The sequence below is a fragment of the Lacihabitans sp. LS3-19 genome, from assembly GCF_024343575.1.
In the GTDB taxonomy this organism is placed as follows: Bacteria; Bacteroidota; Bacteroidia; order Cytophagales; family Spirosomataceae; genus Leadbetterella.
In genome coordinates this window covers 31,249-46,993 of sequence record NZ_RJUA01000127.1, presented here as the reverse complement: position 1 = coordinate 46,993, position 15,745 = coordinate 31,249, and the positions used below count along the sequence as shown (strand labels likewise).

Sequence of the window (15,745 nt, the reverse complement as noted above, 5' to 3'; positions counted from 1 at the left end):
TAAATTTCACTCCACAAACCCCGCCTCTGCCTTCACACCAGTTTTAACCCAATTACGTAAAGCATCAAATGCCTTTCCAGTTTGTTCGGGGGTAAAATTACAATGGCCTTGACCGCTGGTGTATTTCACCACATAATACTCCTGATTGCCATTTTTTTGAATCAAATTTTCATATGGAACAATGGCAAAATCGGCTGGAATCAATTGATCATAGATGGTATGCAGAACTATAGTAGGTTTGCTGATTTGACCCGTACGATCGTACTTCGAAAAATTGGCAGATTGAGAAACATTGGCGGCTATTCGCTCTACTTTCTGATTCATCATCAGATTATCTTCAAATCGACCATAAATAGTATTGGTATTGTCATAAGGATTTCCACCTGATTTTTTTACCACATCTCGCAATACATTTTCGCCAAAAGCCAAAGCAAATGAAACGTCATCAGGTTTTAAATCAAAATGTTTGGCAAAAGAAACTACGCCCATTGAATCTTTGGCAAAAATGGCTTTCTTAATTTGCATCGCTTTGCCAAATGCTTGTCCCATATTGCTTGGCAAAGCGTTTGCGTCAAAAGTAAGAATTTCCTTTAATGAAGGCATCAAGCCAGGAAAAAGAACATTGAAAGTAGCAATTAAATCAAATTCTTTACGGGTTTGTAAATAAATTCGACCCGCAAGTGGACACATAGGTAAGCCACCATTATAAAATTGACCGAAGTTTTCTAAAGTTGCCAAGGTAACACCACCTCCCATAGAATGACCGGCAATAAAAGTACTGTCGGGCTGGCCATAAGTACGAATAAAATGCTGACGCAATTTTTCGGTATCATCCACTCCCTGAGCCAATGCGAGTCCTTGAAATTGATAGTCTGAAGCTGCAACTGCGAATCCGTTCTGAGTAAATGGTTTCATTCGCTCTATCCAGTCTGGGCTTTTGCTTTGCCTTGGCTGCGTACCCGTAAACTCGTATCCATGAGCATACATCACCAGTTTTTTGTTCCAGTTTTTAGGGAAAATTATACGGTAAGCTGCACCATTTATGCTTCCTGTATCGGTTTTGGCAATATTCTGGGCAAAAAGGCCAGAAGAGATCAAAAGTAGAAATGCTAATTTTTTCATAGTTTAAATTTCAATTATTATTTTGGTTTGATCGCCTTTCGAAGCTTTTTCTAAGGCAATTTGAATTTGACTTAAAGGAAAATAACTCGAAATGAATTTTCCCGGGATTATAATTTTTTTGCGTATTAAGTCGATCGCTTTTCTGAAATCTGCCGGATGGTTATAGATGATAGAAGGTAATATACTGATACCTTCCCTTACGATTTTCAGTGGGGTAAATTGAGCAGCATTGGTGGCTAAACCTAGCAAAATTATCTCTGAACCTCTCGGTGCGGCGTTGGTAGCCAATGTAGCTGTTTGTGCTAAACCCGCACATTCAAAAACAGTTATAACTTCATTTTCTTCCCAGATTTTATTGATTTTATTTTCTGTTCCTTTGGCTTCCTTTGCCCCAAGTTTTTGGGCTAAGGCTAGTTTTTCTTGATTGATTTCAGTTACGAAAACCTGATAGCCTAAGGCAATAGCCAAATCGGTCAAAAGCAAACCTATGGCACCTAAACCAATCACAGCTATGGTCTCACCTGGTTTTGCGGATGATTTTGATAAAGCATGCACCACAACTGCAGTTGGCTCTAACATTACTGCATTTTCGTCTGAAATCTCATCAGGAATAGGCCAGCAGAATTCTTCAGGTAAACAAATATACTCTGCAAAACAACCATTTTCATTTACGCCTATTACTCGTTTATTTATGCAAATATTACCTCTTTCTTGTTTACAAAATTTACATTCTCCACAAGGGATATTGGGCTCTACAGCCACTCTTTCTCCAAGTTTTCTGGTGGATATTTTTTCTCCAATTTTCTCAACAATTCCTAAGCCTTCATGCCCAATAATCGTTGGTTTATTTAAAAGTCTTTTACCTAAAAAAAGCGACACATCAGAGCCACAAATACCAATTTTTTTAAGCTTTATCCGCAGTTCACCTGCTTTTGGTTCTGGAATAGGAATGTCCTTTAAAACAACATTTTGGGGATTTTCTAAAAAAGCAGTTTTCATAATTTATCAGATTTTAAAAACCAAATACATGCTCCCATAGCTAAAAGAGGCAATGAGAAAATGATAAATAGCATTTTGATACTCATGCCGCTATCTGATAAATATCCGAAAAGTAAAGGGCCTAAAATTGCTCCAAAACGTCCAATTCCAACTGTAAACCCTACTCCTGTTGCCCGAATTTGGGCATGGTAAAGTCTGGAAAGGGTAGGCCATATTCCGTTAAATCCGCCTTGGACAAAAAAGCCAATAAACAATACCAAAACAAAAATTAAAGATGTGGTAAGGTTTGAAAAAGCATAAATCTGCATGATCAAAAATGCAATAATCATAAAGGCGAAAATAACTTGACGCATTCCAAATTTGCTGCCAAATGCCCCAATCGAAGCGGAACCCAGAGCAGCTCCGATATTAAGCATAATACCCACATAAGTTGCCAATTTAAACGGCATCCCGGAGTCTTTGGCGATGTTTGGTACCCAGCTCATGAGCGTATAAAGCGTTAGGAAACCAAAGAAAGCTCCAAGCCAAATTTTTAATGTATTGGTTTTGTAATATTCAGAAAATAAAGCTTTTATGCCAGCTTCTTGCTTTTCTTTAGATATTTGAGGAACTTCGCTTATAGGCTGTAACTTCATTTTTTGAAGTAACTTATTTATTTTTGAAAGGGCATTGTCGCTATTATGGTTTATGATAAATTCCACGGAATCAGTCATAAAGAAAATTACCAAAAGCCACATAAAAAATGCAACTACTCCTGCTGCGATAAATGCCGAGTGCCATCCATAAATTGGAATATATTTAGCACAAAAAAGTCCTGTCAAAATTGCACCGATGGGCCAACCTGCCTGCACAAGGCCTACATTGAAATCTCTGTATTTTTGATTTGAAAATTCCGCTGCTGTAGCTGCCATTGTTGGTAAAATTCCTCCAATGCCTAGACCGGTCAGAAATCTAAAAATCAGCATGAGACTATATTTATCTGAAAAACCAACGCCGAACATGCCCATAGTTATCATCCCTACTGCGATTATGAAAATATTTCTTCGACCAATTTTGTCCGCTTGAGGAGCTATCAAAAAGGCTCCTAAGGTCATTCCGGCCAAACCGATACTGAAAATATATCCCATTTCTACCTTTGAAAGTCCCCAATCAGCGATGATTTCAGTACTTGAAAATGAAACAATCAAAACATCAATGCCGTCATTGAAATTCAGAATAAAACAAATGGCTACAATTAGCCATTGAAAATTAGACATTGCTTGCTTTTCTAATTCAATCATATTTCAATTTTATTTTAAGCCTAGCATTCTGATAGCATTTTCTTTCAAAATCAATGGCTTTACTTCTTCTTTAAAACCAGCTTCTGCGAAGTCTTTCATCCATCTTTCTGGTGTAATCAATGGGAAGTCTGTACCGAAAAGCATGCGGTCTTTAAGCATCGTATTAGCATATTGAATGAGTTGTTTAGGGAAATATTTCGGAGACCAACCACTCAAATCGATATACACATTCGGTTTGTGCATCGCAACTGAAAGTGCCTCGTCTTGCCACGGCCAACTTGGATGTGCAATGATAATTGGACAATCAGGAAAATCAATGGCTACATCGTCTAAATGCATGGGATTGGAATATTCCAATCGCAAACCACCACCACCACGTACGCCAGAACCAAAACCCGAATGGCCGGAATGAAAAAGCATGGGTAATTTATATTCTGCAATGACCTCATAAAGATGGTAAGCCATTTTATCATAAGGATAAAAGCCTTGAACCGTTGGGTGAAACTTGAAACCTTTTACTCCATAGTTTTCTATTAAATCGCGAGCTTCACGAGCACCCATGCGACCTTTGTGTGGGTCGATGCTGGCAAAGGCGATCATTACATCGTCGTTTTTCAGAGCACATTCCGCCACCTCAATATTTGGGATACGTTTTTTGCCCACTTCATGCTCTGAATCTACGGTAAACATCACCAAGGCCATGTTTTGGTCTCTATAAAAATCAGCCGTTTCCTGCATGGTTGGCCGCTTGTCAGACTTAAAGTATTTGGCAAAAGCCTCATCCAATTCAGGTCTGAAATCATCATGCGGCTGGCAACAGCTTACCTCTGCATGCGTGTGTACATCTATGGCGGTTATTTTTTGAATATTTATCATAATTTTAAATTCAAGTTCAAATACAAATTCAAGTTCAAATACAAATTCAAGTTCAAATACAAATTCAAGTTCAAATACAAATTCAAGATTCAAATTCTAGATTTAAATTCAAGTTCGAATCAAATTCTTGTATAAAGACTTATTTAGAATTCATTTTTAGTTTAGCGTTTTTAATTCGTGTGGCAATAATTTTTATTAGCTCCTCGCACTCTTCAAGGAGCTTGATTCTTGCTTTATCTTCACCATAATTAATGTGTTTCAAAAGTTTAAAACATACTCGTGACTCTTTCAACTCCTTTAAAACTATTCCGTTTTTATGTATAAAATCTTTGGGTGACTCAGCCCCTAAGGCTTCACCATAATTTAGAGGAGCAGCACTGCTACTTCTTATCAATTGTCCACTTAAATGGCTACCTTCAAAGTCTTTTTTAATACTTCTTGTAAAAATAATAGTCTCTCCAGCAAAAAGACCAATCGATCTTCTAAATCAAAATTCGTTATCATTTTAACTTTATTTTTTTGATAATTTCCAAAAGTTCACTTTTAATTTTTAGCTTTTTTATTTTTAAAATTACCTCATAATCGATTGAAATGTATTTTATACTCTATCTTAAATTTGAACACGATTTTTTAAATTTTATTTTAGACCTTAAATTTGAGTTTGGGTTTGTGCCTTGAATTTGAACCTTGAATTTGTACTTATTTCGCTCCCATCCTAATCGCACCATCCAATCTAATCACTTCTCCATTCAACATCTGATTTTCGATAATTTGGTTGGCTAAAGAGGCGAATTCATTTGGCTTACCCAATCTTGATGGAAAAGGCACTTGTTTGCCTAAGGAATCCTGAGCCTCTTGTGCTAAAGATGCCAGCAAAGGCGTTTCAAAAATCCCGGGTGCAATGGTCATAACTCGTATTCCCATTCTGGCAAACTCCCTCGCCATCGGTAAAGTCATGGCTACAATTCCTCCTTTTGATGCGGAATAGGCTGCTTGGCCTATTTGTCCGTCAAATGCAGCGACAGATGCGGTATTGATGATAATGCCTCTTTCACCAGAATTATCTATGATATTGTTTTGCATTTCATTTACTGCCAAACGGATCACATTGAAAGTGCCCACCAAATTGATATTTATTACATTTTGGAAGAAGTCCAATGGATGAGGGCCTTCTTTGCCTACTACTCTTTTTGGAGGTCCAATCCCTGCACAATTTATTACTCCATCTATTTGGCCAAATTTTACAATTGTAGCTTTTACAGCTTTTTGAATTTCTTCTTCAGACCGTACATCTGCTTTAGTAAAAAGCGTTTTTTCATTAATCAAAGAATTTCCAATTTCTTCATTTATGTCAATTAAAGAAACATTCCCTCCTTTTTCTAATATGCCTTTTGCTGTTGCTAACCCCAATCCCGAAGCTCCGCCAGTGATTAGGAATGTTTTGTTTTCTATTTTCATAATAATATTTTTTGGCACGCTGATAAAACTGATTCTTCGAAACGCGGATTTTCACGGATTTTACATAACTTATAACTTCTTTAATTCCGTTTTATCCGCGTTGGAACATCCGTTTAATCCGCGTGCCAACCTCAATCATACATTCTATCAACCAAAGCCGCCCGATGTTTTAATACCGCCCGCTGATTTAAAGAGCCTTTGTCTGTGATTTCTCCTAAATCAATCGATGGTGGTTCTAAGGCGATTATATATTTCTTAATGTTTGTTGAACTTCCCGTCGCATTTTTAGAAAATTCTCGTTGCCATTGGTTTAAAAAATCAATAACTACTTCATTTTGAAATGCTTCATTGTTATTAACGTCTAAAGATAAACCTGCCAATTTTTTACAGGAATCGGGATTTAAAAACAAGATAGCACCCACAAATTCTTTATCCAAACCTGTCAGTACAACATCTTGAATGATTGGTGAACCTGATGATAAAACTTTAGCTTTTAACACGCCTACATTGACCCATGTTCCGGTTGAAAGTTTAAAGTCTTCGGCAATTCTTCCATCAAATACCAATCCTTTGTCAGGATTGGCCTCATCTAAAAATTTAACTGCATCACCTGTTCGGTAATACCCTTCTTCATCGAATGCTTTGGCGGTTTCTTCCTGATTTCGCCAATAGCCTGGGGTCACGTTTGGTGCTTTATATCTAACTTCGGTTTTGTCGCCATCAGGTACGAGTTTAACATTCATGCCAGCCACAGGAACGCCCAAAAGACCAGAAAATGAACATCCCCAATTGGCAAACATGGCCGATGGGCCAGATTCTGTGCAGCCTAAGCCAGTGATGATCGGGATTTTAACGCCAATCGTTTGCACGGCTAGTTCTTCTAATTTATTCCAAACAGGCTGAGCCAAACTTGCTCCTGCGTAAAACAATATATTCAGATTTTTGAAAAAAGTCTTTCGTAATTCTTCATCATTTTCCAAATAAGGAATTAACATTTCAAAGCCCTTTGGTACATTAAAATAAGCAGTAGGAGAGATTTTTCTTAAATTCTCAACTGTCGTTTCGATGCCTTTTGCCGTTGGTTTTCCTTCATCCATATAAAGTGTGCCGCCGTTATAAAGTGTCAATCCAAAATTATGATTACCACCAAAAGTATGATTCCAAGGCAGCCAATCAATGAAAACTGGAGGCTCTGACTTCATAAATGGGAACACCTGAGTAATCTGCTGAAGATTCGCACACCACATTTTGTGGGTATTTATCACGCCTTTGGGTAGGCCCGTTGATCCTGATGTAAACAGAATTTTAGCTACAGTGTCTTGATTTATAAGTTCATTTGCTTTGTCAACTTGGTCAGTAGCTTTTGTTTGAAGGATTTCGTGAAATTGAATGTCATCTGCAGTTATTATTTCTGCATTAGGGAAAATCTCTTTAGACAATACTAAGGCTTTTTCATACAAATTTTTGTTTTGAGCAAAAACCACTTTGGGTGTCATTAGCTCTAGGCAGTGTTTTAGTTTTCCGAAATCATTGCTCACCAAAGAATAAGGCGGTGAAACAGGCGTATAAGGAATGCCGATATACAATGCAGCTAAAGACAACAGGGCATGCTCGATACTGTTTTCTGATAAAATAACGATGGTTTCACCTTCTTTGAAACCAAGGTTTAAGAGATATTGGGCTATGTTTTTTGCCTTTTGGAGGGTTTCGCTATAGCTGTACTCTTTCCAGTTTTCTTGTTCTTTTACCGCAATAAATGTCTTATCCGGGTTTGTATAAGCCCAGTGAATTAAGCGATCGGTAAGTTTTTTAGGAAAGTCTTCCAACACTTCCTGGTTCCCAAAATGGATCACACCATTTTCAAACGCTTTCTTATAGGTTTTGGTAGAACCAAAAGCGACTTCTTTATACATTTATTTTATAGTAATAATTAAAAACTATTTGTAATAGTCGAAAATTGGACGCTGATAAAACGGATGTTCCAACGCGGATTATAAAATTCAAACTCAAACTCAAACTCAAACTCAAATTCAAATTCAAATCAAAATTCAATCTTTTTTAATCCTGTATCAAACCATCATACCTCCTAAAAAAACCAATCCACCAATAACTAATCCACTAATTACAAATAAATAAATCCACCAAATCACTCTCCAACTTTCTTCGCCTTGCCCTCCAGAAAATCCGCCAAACGCTTTTTAGCTTCAGGACTTGAAGATGAAATGGTTGCGATGAGCGATTCCATCATTAAACCTTCGCTTTGACCTGAATCTACAATTTTGGGTAAAACATGCATTAAGGCATAATTTGTTATTTCTGCATTGGAGGCGATTCGTTTTGCCAATTCTATTCCTTTTGCCAATCCTTCGCCATCTTCCGTTACATATTGTGAAAAACCCAAAGCAACGCCCTCTTCTCCTTTTATCACTCTGCCTGTAAACATCAAGTCTGCCATGCGTGCCATACCAATCAATTTTGGTAAACGAACCGAAGCACCACCACCCACAAAAATCCCTCTTTGGCCTTCTGGAAGTGCATAAAAAGTGCTTTTTTCTGCTATGCGAATGTGACATGCAGACGCTATTTCAAGCCCGCCACCTACGCAAGCTCCATGTAAAACTGCAACCACCGGAACTGTTCCAAACTGAATTTTCTCTAATACCCTATGCCACATTCTGGAGTGTGTAAGGCCTTCAATGATATCTCTTTCTTTCAATTCAGAAAGGTCCAAACCAGCACTAAAATGGTCGCCTTCGCCAGAAATTATGGCACATTTAACGCCAGCTGGGATATTTGTGAAAATTTGCTCCAAGCCCAATAACAAGGCATCATTTACAGCATTTCTTTTGGCGGGTCTATTGATTTTAACGAAAAGTATTTCGTCTACAACTTCTGTAATAAGGTTTTGAGGGCTACTGTCCATATTTTACACTTCCTTGTTTTAAAAATTAAGACTTTATAGTCTAAGATTTTCTATGAATACTACAAATGTAGAATATAGAATTTGCAAAAAGTAGGCAGTTTGTTTAGGTTTTTATGCAAAATCAATCATTATTTCGAAAATCGATACTGTTTTGGGCTTAAACCCAATTTAGCTTTAAAAAACCTTGAAAAGTCTGAGGGGTCTTCTTTTCCTACTTTAAAGGCTATTTCTGCAATAGAAAAGTCACTTTGTTTTAGTAAAACTTTTGCTTCTAATAGCCTCATTTCCTCCATTAGCTCATGTGCAGATTTACCTGTTTCAGCTTTTATGCATTTATTCAGATGATTTGGGCTAATCGACAACTCCTCAGCAAATTTCGCTACAGTATTCAAATCGCCAATTCTTTTGGATAAAAGTGTCTTGTATTTAGAGGTTAAAAGTGCATTTGATGTAGATTTTATTTTTGCTTCAGTGTTGTTTAATAAAGTAACTTCTCGAAAAAGTATTAAAAGATAATGTGCAATTAAATCAAATCTTTTTGAGGTATCTCCCTGATATTCATCCATTAAGATTTCTAAAATTTTCAAAATCCTATCGGATGAATTTGTCGATATCAATGGAAATCCAGCAAAATTGAAAAAGTCGAAATCTTTTTCAAGTTCAACATTCAAATCTGCGTTCTTGAAAATATCTGGCTGAAAATGGCAATAAAAACCAGTGATATCATTACTCACAAAACTGAGAGAGGTAATTTGGTCAGCTGGCAAAAAAAAGAAATCGCCAGCCCTTATTTCAAAATCAATCAAGCCTTTGCTTCGTATAGCTGAGCCTTTGGTGAGGTATAGAAAAAAATATACCGACCTACGATGGGGTAAAAGCGGTAGCTTGAGATGTTGGCTGTAGTTTTCTATTCGTTCTACATGGAATTTTTCATAAAATCCAAATACAGAAGGTTTCCAGTTTTGAAAGATATAATCATCAAACTGTGAGGGTTTCAGTACTGGTATTTTCTTTTCCGACGCCATGATTTACAAAACACGCCAAACAAAAATGCTTACATCCAAAGGGTTTTTAACACCTTGACAGATGAAAACGGCATTGTTCATCCAGAAATATTTTCCTTCTGGTGCTTCAAATTTCGGGCGACCTTTGAAATAATACTCACTTGCTGGCACGGTCTCGCCTTTGGCGATTCTTGCTGCCACTTCGGGCGTGGCCACTCTTAAAGCTTCATTTTTGATGTAAATTATTACGCCATCGTCGGTCCTGAATTGGTAATGTGCCTCTAGTTCCGCCACGCCATCTTTACGGATAAACTGCCAGTCGGCACCGCCATCATAAATTGTACCCTTCAAGTTTGGCCCATCTACTGTTCCGCCTATAATTGGGATAATTCTTCGTAAGCCACGTGGAGTTTGACCAACGGTGAGCGGAGGGTCTAGCTGAACACGAAGTTCGCAGACGTATTCTAAGCCTGGAGCTGGTGGGGGAGTGGTTTGAGAGAATGTATTCATCGACATAAAAAGGATAAAAAGAATGGCTAAGGTTTTCATACACTAAAATTTAAAATTTGCTTTCATTTAATATTAATTTAAAATCTTCTTTACTTGGCAATACTGTTTTGTATTTGCTCGCAAAAATTTGTTCATTGTTTTCAGGTAAGGTAAACTCTACTACTGACTCGCTTTTGTTTTGACAAAGTATGATTCCAACTGTTTTGTTCTCATCTTCTAATCTGATTTTTCGGTCATAATAATTGACATACATTTGCATTTGACCAATGTCCTGGTGCTTCAGTTCGCCGATTTTTAAATCTATTAAAACAAAACTTTTCAAGATTCTATTGTAAAAAACTAAGTCAATTCTGAAATGCTTATCATCAAAAGATATCCGTTTTTGTCTGGCAACAAAGGTAAAACCATTGCCAAGTTCGAGTATAAAATGTTCTAGTTTGTCAACCAGTTCTTGCTCAAACTGACTTTCGGAGTATTCTGATTTTTCTGGTAAACCTAAAAATTCTAAAATATAGGGGTCTTTTATCAAATCCTTTGGTTTCTCAATTATTTGGCCTTTTTCAGATAGTTCTTTTATTTTTTCTTTATCTCTACTAAGCGAAAGTCTAGTATAAAGTGTGGTATCGTATTGTCTTTGTAGTTCTCTAACGCTCCAATTATTTTTATGAGATTCTATTTCATAGAATTTACGCTCATTTTCATCGTCGATTCTAATTAGTTTAAGATAATGTGACCAGCTGAGGTTGAAAATCCGAAACATTGTTTCGGAATTCTCATTTAATAAAATCCGCGACACTGTCTCGGAATTCTTATAAGCTTGATAAAATTTTCTCATATTTTCAAGATTGTCAACCGAAAACCCCTTACCAAACTCTTTAGAAAGGAATTTTGAAAGACCTTTTAAAATCTCTTTTCCATATTCTGCTCTTTCTTTTCCATTTTGCTCTTCTTCCACAATCATCCGGCCGATTTCAAAATAGGTCAGTACTATTCGGTGATTAATGGTACGTATTACATCTGTTCTTGCAGACTGTAATAAGTTTACAACTTGGGAATAGAAATTGGAAAGTGATTGGCTTTCTGTCATTTTATATACATGAAATTAAAAAAAAATAAACATTTAAAATCTTTCATTTTTTCGCATTCAAACTTTCCACATCAAAACCTGCCACTTCTTTGTAATTGTCCATCACTTTTTTGAGTTCTTCGTATGGGATTTGCTCTTTCTCAAAACCTGTGGGGAACCATTCTTCCATCATATCCATGATTTGGTCCGGTCCTTTTTTGCGGTTTTGCAAAACTACTTTGGCTGCCGCTGGCACCCTTTCTTTGTCATATTTTTCCAAAGCTACCACTGGGTCTTTTTCTTGAACCAACATTTCTGTTAGATAATCCGCATCAAGTATGGCCGGAGATGCTCCGTTAGAGCCAATTGGGTACATGGGGTGGGCGGCGTCACCCAATAAAGTTACTCTTCCAAAAGTCCATTTGTTCAATGGGTTTCGGTCTGACATCGGAAATTCGAAAACTTTTTCAGCTCCAGCTATCATTTCTGGTACATTTATCCAATCAAATATCCAGTCTTTATAGATATTTTCTAACCTTTTTTGGTCCGCTTCTCGGTTCCAGTCTCTTGCTGTTAGTTTCGATTTGCCTTCTCTTAAGTTCCCTACCCAATTAATCAGATATTCGCCGTTTTCGTCAGGACTATGTTCTATCGGGTAAGCTACCATTTTTTGTCCTAAATGCCCAATCATTACCATTGTTGTTCCGTTCAGGAAGGGTTTCATTCGAGTAGTTCCTCTGTACAATACGTTTTCGGAATACACAGGTGGCCCTTCATTTGGATACAATTGTTGTCTTACTACAGAGTTAATTCCATCAGCACCAATCAAAATATCACCTGTTTCTTGATGAATTTCTTTGCCTGTTTCTTTATCAATAAATATGGCGGTTACATCATTTTTAGTTTGAGAAAATGATCCCAAATGATGGTTTATGAAAAAACAATCTTCGCCAATTTGTTCTATCACTTCGGTATAGAGCAGCATTTGTAAATGCCCGCGATGAACCGAAAATTGTGGCCAACGATATCCTGCTTTTCTACCTCTTGGTTCTGACCAAAACTGCTGTCCAAATTTATTGTAATAATTTAAATCCGTTGTTTCTATAGCTTTTGCTGCTATTTTATCTTCCAAACCTAAATTACTTAACACTCTTACGCAATGCGGAAGTGTATTTATGCCCACGCCCAGAGGTCGGATTTCTTTTACAGATTCAAAAATTTTCACTTCAAAGCCTGCCTTATGTAAACACAATGCTGTGGTCAATCCACCAATTCCACCGCCAATTATTATTACTTTCATTGATTACGAGATTGTCAGTTTTTCTGAATTGAGCAATACTGAATTTAAGTATTCAGTTTTTTCAAGTTCATATTTAAAATAAAATTTCATTGTATTTAGTTTTGAAAAATGATCTCCTTTCTCATCATCTACTGCATTTAGAGCGATAGCTAACCACTGCCAAGCTATATTTAGAATTCCAAATAACTCCATATAAATAGTAGCATCTGATAAATAGGTTTCAATAAGACCTTCAGATGCGAATTTTTTCAATTGAAGTGTGGTATCTAAAAATTTATTAATCGAATTTTCTAATTTTTGGCAATAAAAGCTCAATTCAGGATTTTGTTTCGCTTTATTTAATGTTTCATCAATTTCATTTTTCCATAAAACCAGGGATTCTCCATCGTTTTTCAAAACTTCTCTACCTAATATTGCTAAAGAATGTATGCCTGTAGTGCCTTCGTAAATACTGCAAATTCGGACATCTCTTGCGAGTTGTTCTAGCATGAAATCTTCCGTGTAGCCATAACCACCTAAAACCTGTAGGCCTTGATTGGTAGACTGTATTCCCATTTCAGCACCAAAGGTTTTGGCCACAGGCGTAAGCAATTCTGCCAATTCTGCATATTTGGGTTCATTGCTTACTTTTATCAAATCTAAATATTTGTAACACCTTAATAATAAGCACAAACCGCCTTCTACGATGGCTTTTTGAAACAATAACATTCGCTTTACATCTGGGTGTTGAATGATTGCTATTTGTTCAATGGCAGATTTGTCAATTCGCCCCTGCGTGCGTTCCTTGGCATATTGAAGAGAAAGTTGATAAGCTGCTGATGCGATGGCGACTCCGGTCATTCCCACACCCAATCTTGCACCGTTCATCATTTTGAACATCTGCGGAAGACCACGGTTTTCTTCTCCTAAAAGATAAGCTGTACAATTGTTGTTTTCGCCAAAACCCAAATGCATAGCAGGCGTAGCCTTTTGCCCCATTTTATGAAAAATTCCAATCGATTTTACATCATTATTTTCTGATAATAGTGTTCCTGAATTTTCGTCTATTTTTATTTTTGGAACAACAAATAGGGAAATGCCTTTAGTGCCTCTTGGAGCTCCTTCTATTCTTGCCAGAACCAAATGAACAATATTTCGAGAAACATCTTGGTCTCCAGCCGAAATAAAGATTTTCTGACCAACAAGCTTGTAAGTTCCGTCTGCTTGCGGATAAGCCGTAGTATTGATGTCTGAAAGAGAACTGCCTGCTTGGGGTTCAGTCAGACACATGGAGCCCATCCATTCACCAGAAATCAGTTTTGGGTAAAAAATCTCTTTCAGTTTATCAGAACCAAACCTTAAAATCATCTCGCTGCAGCCGTGCATGAGGTCAGTGTACATCACAAAGGCATTGTGTGTGCTGGTTTGTATATAATGTGCTCCTGCATAGACAGTTTTGGGCAATTGTTGTCCATGGTTCTCGAACGGAAAAGTAGCAGAAATAAGTCCAGATTCGGCATTTTCTTTTACAAAGTCTTTGACTTTTGGATGTACTTTTACTATTCCGCTTTCGAGTTTTGGTTCTTTGCGGTCTGAATCAACAAACGCACTTGCCATGTGCTTTTCGGCTATTCCTTCGGCTATGTCTAAGGTCAAGTTTGCTGTTTCAATGGAATGTTCATTGAAATATTCATACGCAAAGAGTTCGTTTATTTTTATGACCTCTTTTAGTAAAAAATCTAAGAGTTTTCTATCGTAATGTTTTGTTGTCAAGGTTGAATTGTTTTGATTCTTGGTTAAAAAGTGAGTAAAACTACTAAAGTTCCGGATTTAAAAACAGTAATAAATTACATACTTTGTGTGCCTTGCCAGGCGGGCATTCTTTTTTTTTGAAAAAAAAGAATCAAAAAAAACACTTTTTTTGCAATGATCCTCTGAAAAATTTCGCAAAAACGTTTTTGGTTAAAAGCAATCTCAGGAGAGCGAAATTTTACAACGGACTGCAAAAAAAATATTAGGACCAATTAGTATTTATTTAAAAATCAGCAAAATGCTGATATTTATTGTTTTGAAATTTAGTCGATATTTTAAATATCTGATTTTATGAACTTTAATTTATTCTAAAACTTCAATAGAACTAATAAAAATATAGATGTATTTTTGGGTAAATACATCAATTTTAATTTTTTTTAAGCGAGGTTTTTACATTCCACCCACCATTTTTAGGCTTGCTTCTACTACTTCGCCCATAGTTTGGCAACTCAAAAAGGCCTCGTTTTTGTAATGTTGGGCCAGTTCATTTCTAAGTTGCACCAGGTTTTCCTCAAAATGTATTTTGTCCTTTTTCATACATTCCATCAGGTCATGGAGTTTTACTTTTTCGTCTTTCATTCGGCTGGCTATCAGTGAGCGTTCTTCGGTTTGATATTGTTTTACAGACTCTGACGTCATGTATTTCATTCCCAAGTCTATGATAGCATTATTTTGTTTAAAATACTGCGGCATGTACACCGACTTTGAGCCTTCATACGACTGTTGGTCAAAATCTATGGCCCTGATTCGGTAATGAAAGTCTTCAAAATCTGGCGTAACGATAATGACGAAATTAGAAGAGTGCATATCTCCTAATAGCCTCACGAAACATCTTTCGTTGAATTTTATAAATTCTTTGGCCAAACGAATAGGGTTGAGGTTAATGTCATTTAAATGGTTTTGCATAAAAAGGTCACCCGTAATTCCAGCAATATGCTCTTCGACAAGCGTATTTTCGCAAGTAAAATAAGAAAGCACATTTGGAGAGAGTAAATGCTCTAGTTCTAAACCATATATTCTTGATGCGTCGGCTTTTTTTATATAAAAATAATCGTAGTTGTCGTTTACCTTGTTAGAAATTCTCACTCTAAAAGGCAAGGTATTGGCGTAGGAACAAATGTCCACTCGGTCCACTACCAAGTGTTTTATAACAGACTCGTCGCCATCGGTTTTTAAGTCGGCGTAGATCGTTTTTAGGTTTTCGTATATCTCAGCTAGGTCAGATTGAGCATAAAACACGGTCTCCCAAAGGGTATCGTTGCCGTTTTTATCATAAAGTGTGATTTTGTTATCGTATCTTAATAAATCTGTGTATTTCAAGGGTAGATTTATTTCCCTTCCAGTTTTTATTAGATATTTTCTGAGTTTTGCATTTATGCTAAACGGTATTTTCTTCTTTGATATCAGTGCCATTTT

14 protein-coding genes are annotated in these 15,745 nt (G+C 36.7%); all 14 read right to left on the bottom strand.

Going from position 1 to position 15,745, the window contains the following annotated elements; genetic code table 11:
- Window positions 1-6 precede the first annotated feature (6 nt).
- Window positions 7-1,122 (bottom strand): alpha/beta hydrolase, encoded by a 1,116-nt coding sequence (locus EGI22_RS20945; protein ID WP_255070416.1) that lies wholly within the window; start codon window positions 1,120-1,122, stop codon window positions 7-9.
- A gap of 3 nt (window positions 1,123-1,125) precedes the next feature.
- A complete protein-coding gene (locus EGI22_RS20940; RefSeq protein WP_255070414.1) occupies window positions 1,126-2,121 on the bottom strand; it encodes a zinc-binding dehydrogenase in 996 nt (331 codons plus the stop codon).
- Window positions 2,118-3,401, bottom strand: a complete 1,284-nt coding sequence (locus tag EGI22_RS20935) for an MFS transporter (RefSeq protein WP_255070413.1) — start codon at window positions 3,399-3,401, stop codon at window positions 2,118-2,120. Before EGI22_RS20935 ends, EGI22_RS20940 begins: the two co-directional genes overlap by 4 nt.
- 9 nt (window positions 3,402-3,410) lie before the next feature.
- Window positions 3,411-4,277: an amidohydrolase family protein gene (locus tag EGI22_RS20930; protein WP_255070411.1), complete on the bottom strand. Its 867-nt coding sequence runs from the start codon at window positions 4,275-4,277 to the stop codon at window positions 3,411-3,413.
- Window positions 4,278-4,416: 139 nt separating this feature from the next.
- Window positions 4,417-4,752: a four helix bundle protein gene (locus EGI22_RS20925; RefSeq protein WP_255070868.1), complete on the bottom strand. Its 336-nt coding sequence runs from the start codon at window positions 4,750-4,752 to the stop codon at window positions 4,417-4,419.
- 224 nt (window positions 4,753-4,976) lie between these two features.
- Window positions 4,977-5,735, bottom strand: coding sequence for a 3-hydroxyacyl-CoA dehydrogenase (locus EGI22_RS20920; protein WP_255070410.1), 759 nt, complete (start codon window positions 5,733-5,735; stop codon window positions 4,977-4,979).
- A gap of 131 nt (window positions 5,736-5,866) precedes the next feature.
- Window positions 5,867-7,648, bottom strand: coding sequence for a feruloyl-CoA synthase (locus tag EGI22_RS20915; RefSeq protein WP_255070408.1), 1,782 nt, complete (start codon window positions 7,646-7,648; stop codon window positions 5,867-5,869).
- A gap of 233 nt (window positions 7,649-7,881) precedes the next feature.
- On the bottom strand, window positions 7,882-8,658 hold the full coding sequence (locus EGI22_RS20910; RefSeq protein WP_255070407.1) for a crotonase/enoyl-CoA hydratase family protein: 777 nt from the start codon (window positions 8,656-8,658) through the stop codon (window positions 7,882-7,884).
- A gap of 128 nt (window positions 8,659-8,786) precedes the next feature.
- Window positions 8,787-9,683, bottom strand: coding sequence for an AraC family transcriptional regulator (locus tag EGI22_RS20905; protein ID WP_255070406.1), 897 nt, complete (start codon window positions 9,681-9,683; stop codon window positions 8,787-8,789).
- Window positions 9,684-9,686: 3 nt separating this feature from the next.
- Window positions 9,687-10,211, bottom strand: coding sequence for a DUF3237 domain-containing protein (locus EGI22_RS20900; protein ID WP_255070404.1), 525 nt, complete (start codon window positions 10,209-10,211; stop codon window positions 9,687-9,689).
- Window positions 10,212-10,221: 10 nt separating this feature from the next.
- Entirely contained in the window at window positions 10,222-11,259 is a 1,038-nt protein-coding gene (locus tag EGI22_RS20895; protein WP_255070403.1) for a YhcG family protein, read from the bottom strand.
- 43 nt (window positions 11,260-11,302) lie between these two features.
- Complete coding sequence (locus EGI22_RS20890) at window positions 11,303-12,538, bottom strand: flavin-dependent oxidoreductase (protein ID WP_255070402.1); 1,236 nt, start codon at window positions 12,536-12,538, stop codon at window positions 11,303-11,305.
- Window positions 12,539-12,541: 3 nt separating this feature from the next.
- A complete protein-coding gene (locus tag EGI22_RS20885) occupies window positions 12,542-14,290 on the bottom strand; it encodes an acyl-CoA dehydrogenase (RefSeq protein ID WP_255070401.1) in 1,749 nt (582 codons plus the stop codon).
- A 429-nt stretch (window positions 14,291-14,719) separates the two neighbouring features.
- Window positions 14,720-15,742 carry a hypothetical protein gene (locus EGI22_RS20880; protein ID WP_255070400.1) on the bottom strand — a complete coding sequence of 341 codons (1,023 nt, stop codon included), beginning with the start codon at window positions 15,740-15,742 and terminating at the stop codon, window positions 14,720-14,722.
- Between the last annotated feature and the right edge of the window lie 3 nt (window positions 15,743-15,745).

Coding starts and splice junctions, on each gene's coding strand:
- EGI22_RS20945 (WP_255070416.1), bottom strand. CDS start 1,122: ATGAAAAAATTAGCATTTCTACTTTTGATCTCTTCTGGCCTTTTTGCC.
- EGI22_RS20940 (WP_255070414.1), bottom strand. CDS start 2,121: ATGAAAACTGCTTTTTTAGAAAATCCCCAAAATGTTGTTTTAAAGGAC.
- EGI22_RS20935 (WP_255070413.1), bottom strand. CDS start 3,401: ATGATTGAATTAGAAAAGCAAGCAATGTCTAATTTTCAATGGCTAATT.
- EGI22_RS20930 (WP_255070411.1), bottom strand. CDS start 4,277: ATGATAAATATTCAAAAAATAACCGCCATAGATGTACACACGCATGCA.
- EGI22_RS20920 (WP_255070410.1), bottom strand. CDS start 5,735: ATGAAAATAGAAAACAAAACATTCCTAATCACTGGCGGAGCTTCGGGA.
- EGI22_RS20915 (WP_255070408.1), bottom strand. CDS start 7,648: ATGTATAAAGAAGTCGCTTTTGGTTCTACCAAAACCTATAAGAAAGCG.
- EGI22_RS20910 (WP_255070407.1), bottom strand. CDS start 8,658: ATGGACAGTAGCCCTCAAAACCTTATTACAGAAGTTGTAGACGAAATA.
- EGI22_RS20905 (WP_255070406.1), bottom strand. CDS start 9,683: ATGGCGTCGGAAAAGAAAATACCAGTACTGAAACCCTCACAGTTTGAT.
- EGI22_RS20900 (WP_255070404.1), bottom strand. CDS start 10,211: ATGAAAACCTTAGCCATTCTTTTTATCCTTTTTATGTCGATGAATACA.
- EGI22_RS20895 (WP_255070403.1), bottom strand. CDS start 11,259: ATGACAGAAAGCCAATCACTTTCCAATTTCTATTCCCAAGTTGTAAAC.
- EGI22_RS20890 (WP_255070402.1), bottom strand. CDS start 12,538: ATGAAAGTAATAATAATTGGCGGTGGAATTGGTGGATTGACCACAGCA.
- EGI22_RS20880 (WP_255070400.1), bottom strand. CDS start 15,742: ATGGCACTGATATCAAAGAAGAAAATACCGTTTAGCATAAATGCAAAA.